Annotated in this window: 10 protein-coding genes; 9 read left to right on the top strand and 1 reads right to left on the bottom strand. The window is 68.8% G+C overall.

What is annotated here, in order from left to right; genetic code table 11:
• Positions 1 to 226 (bottom strand): hypothetical protein (locus AC156L_RS30220; protein WP_484407488.1); only part of this gene is annotated, 226 nt, incomplete at its 3' end.
• A 279-nt stretch (positions 227 to 505) separates the two neighbouring features.
• On the opposite strand from AC156L_RS30220, the gene AC156L_RS30215 reads away from it, so the two are divergent.
• The 9 genes from AC156L_RS30215 to atpA form a co-directional block, all read left to right on the top strand.
• Positions 506 to 1,156 carry an L-threonylcarbamoyladenylate synthase gene (locus tag AC156L_RS30215; protein ID WP_330876012.1) on the top strand — a complete coding sequence of 217 codons (651 nt, stop codon included), beginning with the start codon at positions 506 to 508 and terminating at the stop codon, positions 1,154 to 1,156.
• 80 nt (positions 1,157 to 1,236) lie between these two features.
• Positions 1,237 to 2,403 (top strand): glycosyltransferase family 4 protein, encoded by a 1,167-nt coding sequence (locus AC156L_RS30210; protein ID WP_330876011.1) that lies wholly within the window; start codon positions 1,237 to 1,239, stop codon positions 2,401 to 2,403.
• Positions 2,400 to 2,969: a Uma2 family endonuclease gene (locus AC156L_RS30205; protein WP_330876010.1), complete on the top strand. Its 570-nt coding sequence runs from the start codon at positions 2,400 to 2,402 to the stop codon at positions 2,967 to 2,969. Before AC156L_RS30210 ends, AC156L_RS30205 begins: the two co-directional genes overlap by 4 nt.
• A gap of 105 nt (positions 2,970 to 3,074) precedes the next feature.
• Positions 3,075 to 3,527, top strand: a complete 453-nt coding sequence (locus AC156L_RS30200; RefSeq protein WP_330876009.1) for a Cg1360 family ATP-synthase-associated protein — start codon at positions 3,075 to 3,077, stop codon at positions 3,525 to 3,527.
• A 190-nt stretch (positions 3,528 to 3,717) separates the two neighbouring features.
• The gene (gene atpB, locus AC156L_RS30195) at positions 3,718 to 4,500 is read left to right on the top strand and encodes a F0F1 ATP synthase subunit A (protein ID WP_330876008.1); all 783 of its coding nucleotides are present in this window, start codon (positions 3,718 to 3,720) and stop codon (positions 4,498 to 4,500) included.
• A 67-nt stretch (positions 4,501 to 4,567) separates the two neighbouring features.
• The gene (locus AC156L_RS30190) at positions 4,568 to 4,810 is read left to right on the top strand and encodes an ATP synthase subunit c family protein (RefSeq protein ID WP_330876007.1); all 243 of its coding nucleotides are present in this window, start codon (positions 4,568 to 4,570) and stop codon (positions 4,808 to 4,810) included.
• Between the two features lie 41 nt (positions 4,811 to 4,851).
• Complete coding sequence (locus tag AC156L_RS30185) at positions 4,852 to 5,385, top strand: F0F1 ATP synthase subunit B (protein ID WP_330876038.1); 534 nt, start codon at positions 4,852 to 4,854, stop codon at positions 5,383 to 5,385.
• A gap of 10 nt (positions 5,386 to 5,395) precedes the next feature.
• Positions 5,396 to 6,223, top strand: a complete 828-nt coding sequence (locus tag AC156L_RS30180; RefSeq protein WP_330876006.1) for a F0F1 ATP synthase subunit delta — start codon at positions 5,396 to 5,398, stop codon at positions 6,221 to 6,223.
• Positions 6,224 to 6,288: 65 nt separating this feature from the next.
• On the top strand, positions 6,289 to 7,390 hold a 1,102-nt coding region (atpA, locus tag AC156L_RS30175), incomplete at its 3' end, for a F0F1 ATP synthase subunit alpha (protein WP_484407487.1).

Raw genomic sequence — 7,390 nt, 5'->3', positions numbered from 1 at the left:
CGTCCTGCATCTCGGTCAGCTTCTTCAGCATCGCGTCGACCACGTGCGGGTCCACCGACAGGGCCTGGGCCTCCGTGGCCGCGCCGATGGCGCGCGCGGCGGCGATGACGTCGCTCATCCCCATGGTCAGCAGGCTCGCCAACGAGCCACCGCCCTGCCGCCGGTACTGGTCGAACGCGTAGGCCTGCACGGTCTGCGCCGCGGCGGCGCTGTCTTCCCCGGCCAACACGGACCCCTTTCCCGCATCACACTCCGTACTCGACCGGTGACGGTACCGAGCGGAACTCGCACCGGGACCGAGTTCACGGGGTTACGCCCGTTCGGGGGATCCGAAAAACCGATCGGGTAATGCGTGGCCGCATTTTTGCGCCTCCCGAACAACGCATTCCCGAACGCGGGCGAAAGCAGTCGGAACGGCCGAGCCCGGATGGCCGGACCGCGCGCCCCGCGACTCCGGGTCGCCCACGTCGAGACGCGGGACCGGGGGATCACTACGCTGGTCCGGGTGAGCACGGTCTACGACACCAGCGAGTTGAACAACCGCGCGGCGGGCCTCGCGGCGGCCGCGGGCGCGGTGCGGTCGGGACGACTGGTCGTCTTCCCGACGGACACCGTGTACGGCTTGGGCTGCGACGCGTTCGACGCGGCCGCCGTGCGCTCCCTGCTGGAGGCGAAGGGGCGCGGGCCGGACATGCCCGTGCCGGTGCTCGTCGGGTCGTGGACGACGATCGACGGGCTGGTGCTGAGCGTGCCGCGCCAGGCGCGCGCGCTGATCGAGGCGTTCTGGCCGGGCGGGTTGTCGCTCGTGCTGCCGCACGCGCCGTCGCTGTCGTGGGACCTCGGCCGGACCAGGGGCACCGTGATGCTGCGCATGCCGCTGCACCCGGTCGCGCTGGAGCTGCTGCGCGAGGTCGGGCCGATGGCCGTGTCGAGCGCCAACAAGACGGGTTTCGCGCCCGCGGCGACGGCGGTCGACGCGCGCGACCAGCTCGGTGAGTCGGTGCCGGTGTACCTGGACGGCGGCGAGTCGGGGGAGAACGTGGCCTCGACGATCGTCGACCTGACGGGCCCCGAGGCGGTCGTGCTGCGGGAGGGTGCCGTGCCGGTGAGCGCGGTGTCCGAGGTGCTGGGCCTGGAAGTCGAGGTCGCCCACTAGTGGATCTTGATCTTGCGAGTACGGTGGCACCAGCACTCATCGCCGCTCACCCGGCCTCACCGAGGGGTTAGCCTCCAGCCGTGGGCCAGCTGCCTGTCTCCGCGTCAACCGTCCTCCCCGTCCGGGAATACCTCCTCGTCTGCCTGACAGCCGCGGTGGTCACCTTCCTGCTCGTCGGTCTGGTCCGCGTGTTCGCCTTCAAGATCGGCGCCGTGGCCTACCCCCGGCAGCGCGACGTGCACGTCAAGCCGATGCCCCGGATGGGCGGCCTCGCCATCTACGGCGGCGTCCTCGGCGGCATGTTCCTCGCCCACCAGCTGCCGGTCCTGCGCTCGGCGTTCGACTTCTCCAACGACCCGTACGCCGTCATCGTCGGCGGCGGCGTGATCGTGCTCGTCGGGGTGCTCGACGACCGGTTCGAACTCGACTCGCTCACCAAGCTCGCGGGCCAGGTCACGGCGGCCGGTCTGCTGGTGCTGTTCGGCTTGCAGTGGCTGGTGTTCTGGGTGCCGTGGGGCGACAACGGCGCGGGCACGGGCTCGCTGCTGTCGCTGGACCAGAACCAGGGCGCGCTGCTGAGCGTGCTGCTCGCCGTGACGATGGTGAACGCGATGAACTTCGTCGACGGCCTCGACGGCCTCGCCGCGGGCATCGGCCTCATCGCCGCCGTGGCCACGTGCGCGTTCTCCATCGGCCTGCTCGCGAAGAACCAGGGCGACGTCGGCGCGTACCCGCCGGCCCTGATCGCGGCCACGCTCGCGGGCGCCTGCCTCGGTTTCCTGCCGCACAACTTCAACCCGGCGCGCATCTTCATGGGCGACTCGGGCTCGATGCTGATCGGCCTCATGCTCGCCGCCGCCACGACGTCGGCGTCCGGCAAGCTGAACTACGCCAGCCTCGGCGCCCCCGACCTGCTCGCGCTGCTGTCGCCGCTGCTGGTCGTCGCCGCCGTGCTGTTCGTGCCGCTGCTCGACCTGATGATGGCCGTCGTCCGCCGCACCCGCCGCGGCGAGAGCCCGTTCTCCGCCGACAAGATGCACCTGCACCACCGGCTGCTGGAGATCGGCCACTCGCAGCGCCGCGCCGTGCTGCTCATCTACCTGTGGGCCGGTGTGCTGGCGTTCGGCGCCGTGGCCCTCACCCTGTTCGACGTACGCGTGGTGGCCTGGTGCTTCGGCCTCGGCCTGCTGGTGGCGCTGTTCGTCAGCGCGATCCCCCGACTGCGCGAGGTCCGGCGCGGCCAGTGAACGGCGCGGCCAACCACCTGCTCACCATCGCCGAGTACGCGGAACTCGGCGAGTGCGGGACGGGGTACGCCGAACTGGTCGAGGGGCGGCTGCTGCTCTCGCCCGGCCCGACGCCCGACCACAACCTCGCCTCCGCCGAGCTGTACTACCAGCTCCGGCCGCAGCTCCCCGATCCGCTGGTGGTGCTCCAGGGCGTCGACGTGGACCTCGAACTCGCCCCGGCCGACCAGCCGGGGTTCTCCCGCCGCCCCGACCTGGTCGTCGCGCTGCGCTCGGCGAAGGCGCGGGTCCGCGCGGAGGCCGGGCTGTTCCGCGCGTCGGAGGTCGTCGTGGCGGTGGAGATCGTGGTGCCGGACTCGCGGCGCACCGACACCGTGGCGAAGTGGACCGAGTACGCCGACGCGGGCGTGCCGCACTACTGGATGGTCGACATCGCCGGGCCGGTCTCGCTCGTGGCGGGGCGGCTCGTCGAGGGCGGCGGCTACGAGGAGTCGCCCGCCGTCACCGGTGGGTTCACCACCGTCGACCCGTGCCCCCTGCTGCTGCACCTCGACCGCATGACGTGAACGCGGCGGCAATTGCTCGCCGAACCTTCATGCGCGGTTCACCTGCCACACCCGAATCACCACCTGCGCGAAAGGGTGGAAATCCAACCTCTTACACTCGGTGGCATGAGCGAGACCAGCGAAGGCCTGACTCATGCCGGAGTGGTGCGCAACCTGGCGGGCGCGATGTTCCGCGGTGCGCTCATCCCGACCGTGGTCACGGTGGTCCTGGCCGTCGTGGTGTTCGGGGTGCTCAACGGGGTTCCCGGAGCGGTCGGTGCCCTGGTCGGCGGCGTGGTGATCATCGCGTCTTCTTTGGCGACGTTGTGGTTGATGCACCGGACCGCCGCTCTGGAAGTGCACTTCGTGATGGCCGCGGCACTCGGCGGATTCATGCTCAAGATGCTGGTGTTGCTCGGAGTAATGATTCTGCTGCGCGATGTGGAGTTCCTGCACACCAACTCGGTGGCAATCACGATGGTGGCGACGATTCTGGTCACCGCGGGGACCGAGGCGCGTGCGTCCAAGCGGACCAGGACGCCCAACGTCATCCCCGCGGCGCCCGGTGACGCCGCTTAAGCCGTACGCCCGTCCGGGAAGTCCCTACCGGCTGATATGGTTCGCCCGCAGACCTGAACGCCCCCTCCTCCGGCTTGGCCGAGGGGGGTGCCGCTGGCAGGTGTCTGCGGTCCGTAAGGTACGTTAAGTCCTGATCGTGACGATTCCCCCGGCGGAGTGAACGCCGGCCGGGAGAACCGGAAGGAGCCCAGTGGGCGAGCTGGTGCTGGCCGAGGGTGGAGAGTTCGTTCCCCCCGGTGCGAAGGATTTCTTCCTGCCACCGATCTTCGGTGAAGTGACCAAGCCGATGGTGCTGGTCGTTCTGTCGGTCATCATCATCGCGGTGTTCTTCCTGCTCGCCACGCGCAGCTTCAAGCTGGTGCCGAGCAAGTTCCAGTTCATCGCCGAGTCGGTTTACGACATGGGCCGCAACTCGATCGCGCGTGAGCAGATCGGTGGCAAGGACTTCAAGCCCTTCGTGCCCCTGATCGTCACGCTGTTCACCTTCATCCTGGTGAACAACCTCTTCGGGATCATTCCGCTGATCCAGTTCCCGACGATGTCGCACATCGGCTTCCCGCTCGCGATCTCCGTGCTCGTGGTGTACCCCGTTTACCACTTCGTCGGGTTCAAGCGGCACGGTTTCGTGGGCTACCTGCGCAACCAGCTGTTCCCGCCGGGCGTGCCGAAGCCGGTTTACCTCCTGCTGGCGCCGATCGAGTTCTTCTCGAAGTTCATCATGAACCCGATCACGCTGGCGATCCGAGTGTTCGCCGCGATGTTCGCGGGTCACCTCATCCTGTTGGTGTTCACCCTGGCCGGTGAGTACCTGCTCCTCGAAGCCGGCGGCGCGTTGAAGCCTGTTTCGCTGCTGTCTTTCGCCTTCGCCATCGCGATGACGTTCCTCGAGGCGTTGATCCAGGTCATCCAGGCCTACATCTTCGCCCTGCTGTCCGCCAGCTACATCGGTATGGCGCTGGCCTCAGACCACTGAGCGACAACACCAAGCCCCCGCTCCGCGCCATCCGCGGAGCGAGTTCGAAAGGGATACGCAAGTGAGCATGGTTCTTGCACAGGCCGCCGAGGCAGTCAACATCAACCCGGGCCTCGCCCTCATCGGCTACGGCCTCGGCGCGATCGGCCCCGGCATCGGCGTGGGTCTCATCTGGGCCGCGGTCATCAACGGCACCGCTCGTCAGCCGGAGGCCCGTGGCCCGCTGATGAACATCGCGTGGACGACCTTCGTGCTCGTCGAGGTGCTCGCCCTGATCGGCCTCGTGCTCTTCTTCATCGCTTCGGCCTAATCACCGGCCTCATCGCGTAGGGAGACGTCGTGGTGAACACCTTGATCCTGGCCGCAGAGGAACCGAGCCCCGTGCTGCCGCACACCTCGGAACTCATCCTCGGCCTGATCGCCTTCCTGCTCCTGCTCTGGGTCATGCAGAAGTTCGTGGCCCCCCGCTTCGAAGCGCTCTACTCCGAGCGCGCCGCGAAGATCGAGGGCGGCATCGAACGCGCCGAGCAGGCCCAGGCGCAGGCGCAGAAGATGCTCGACGAGTACAAGGAGCAGTTGGCCGAGGCTCGCGCCGAGGCTGCCCGCATCCGGGACGACGCGCGCGCCGAGGGCACGCAGATCGTCGAGGAGCTGCGCGAGCAGGCCCAGGCCGAGTCCGCGCGGATCGTCGCGCAGGGCCAGCACCAGTTGGACGCGCAGCGCGCCCAGATCGTCGCGGAACTCCGCGCCGACCTCGGCAAGGTTGCCGTGCAGCTGGCGGGCAAGGTGGTGGGCGAGGCGCTGGAGGACGAGGCCCGTCGCCGCGGCACTGTCGACCGCTTCCTCAACGAGCTGGACGCCGTAGCGGCGCCGGCGACCAAGTAAGAGGACGCCGATGACGTTCCACGCAGCGAGTCGAGAGGCTCTGGCGGCCGCTGAACTGCGGTTGCTCGAACTCGTCGACGCCACGACCGACGCCGACGAGCTGTCGACCCTCGGGGAGGAACTCTTCTCCGTGGTGAGCCTGCTCACCGCGCAGCCGCAGCTGCGGCGCGCGCTCGGCGACTCCTCGTCCGACCGCGCGGGCCGCGAGCAGCTCGTGAAGGGCTTGCTGTCGGGCCAGGTCTCCGCGGGGACCCTCCAGGTCCTCGTCGCGGTGGTCACCTCGAAGTGGTCCAGCCCCCGCGAACTGGTCGACGGCGTCGAGTCGCTCGCCCAGACCGCGCTGCTGGTCCGTGCCGAGCGGGACAACCGCCTCGACGCGGTGGAGGACGAGCTGTTCCGGCTCGGCCGCATCGTCGCGGGGTCGCAGAACTTCGAACTGGTGCTGTCCGACCACTCGGTCGAGCCCGCCCGCAAGGTCGAGCTCGTCGACAGCCTGCTCGCGGGCAAGGTCGAACCGGTCACGAAGACGTTGGTCGACCAGCTCGTGCGCGAGCCCCGCGGTGCGCACGTCGTCGACGGGCTCATGCGGCTCGCCGACCTCGCGGCCAAGCGCCGTGAACGCTCGGTGGCCCACGTCCGCTCCGCGGTCGAGTTGAGCGCGGAGCAGCAGGAGCGCCTCTCGGCGACCCTGACCAGGATCTACTCACGACCGATCGCACTGCACGTCGAGGTTGACGCCTCGCTCGCCGGTGGCCTGCTGATCAAGATCGGCGACGAGGTCATCGACGGAAGCGTGGCTGGTCGGTTGGCGGCACTCCGCCGCGACCTCGCCGGCTGACCAAAAACCGGAACCGCGGCTTCACCAAGCCCCTTTCCCTTGAACGAAGTGAGAGCAGGAACGACATGGCGGAGCTGACGATCTCGTCGGACGAGATCCGCAGTGCGATCGAGAAGTACGTCTCGAGCTACTCCCCGGAGGTCAACCGGGAAGAGGTCGGTGTCGTTGCCGAGACCTACGACGGCATCGCCATCGTCGAAGGCCTGCCCGGCACGATGACGAACGAGATCCTGGAATTCCCCGGCGGGGTTCTCGGAGTAGCGCTGAGCCTCGAGGTCCGCACCATCGGTGCGGTCATCCTCGGTGACTTCGACAAGATCGAAGAAGGCCAGGAGGTCAAGCGGACCGGCACGGTGCTCTCCGTGCCCGTCGGCGACGGCTTCCTCGGCCGCGTGGTGAACCCGCTGGGCGCCCCCATCGACGGTCTCGGCGACATCGTCGCCGACGACAACCGCGCCCTGGAGCTCCAGGCCGCGTCGGTGCTCCAGCGCCAGCCGGTCGCCGAGCCGATGCAGACGGGCATCAAGGCGATCGACGCCATGACCCCCATCGGCCGCGGCCAGCGCCAGCTGATCATCGGCGACCGCAAGACCGGCAAGACCGCGGTCTGCGTCGACACGATCATCAACCAGAAGAAGGCCTGGGAATCCGGCGACCCGAAGCAGCAGGTCCGCTGCGTCTACGTCGCCATCGGTCAGAAGGGCTCCACCATCGCGGGCGTCAAGGCCGCGCTGGAGGAGGCGGGCGCCCTGGAGTACACGACGATCGTCGCGGCTCCGGCTTCCGACTCCGCGGGCTTCAAGTGGCTGGCCCCGTACGTCGGCTCGGCCATCGGCCAGCACTGGATGTACCAGGGCAAGCACGTCCTGATCGTGTTCGACGACCTGACCAAGCAGGCCGACGCCTACCGCGCGCTGTCGCTGCTGCTGCGCCGCCCGCCGGGCCGCGAGGCGTTCCCCGGCGACGTCTTCTACTTGCACTCCCGTCTGCTGGAGCGCTGCGCGAAGCTGAACGACGAGCTGGGCGCGGGCTCGATGACGGGTCTGCCGGTCATCGAGACCAAGGCGAACGACATCTCCGCCTACATCCCGACGAACGTCATCTCCATCACCGACGGGCAGTGCTTCTTCCAGTCGGACCTGTTCAACTCGGGTCAGCGCCCCGCGG

The sequence above is a fragment of the Umezawaea sp. genome (genome assembly GCF_057122925.1).
Note: the sequence above shows the minus strand (reverse complement) of the source record. Positions and strands in the feature narration are given on the sequence as shown.

What these genes read in the sequence shown, in the direction of transcription:
- AC156L_RS30190 (WP_330876007.1), top strand. Translation starts at nt 4,568, where the DNA reads ATGGTTCTTGCACAGGCCGCCGAGGCAGTCAACATCAACCCGGGCCTC.
- AC156L_RS30200 (WP_330876009.1), top strand. Translation starts at nt 3,075, where the DNA reads ATGAGCGAGACCAGCGAAGGCCTGACTCATGCCGGAGTGGTGCGCAAC.
- AC156L_RS30180 (WP_330876006.1), top strand. Translation starts at nt 5,396, where the DNA reads ATGACGTTCCACGCAGCGAGTCGAGAGGCTCTGGCGGCCGCTGAACTG.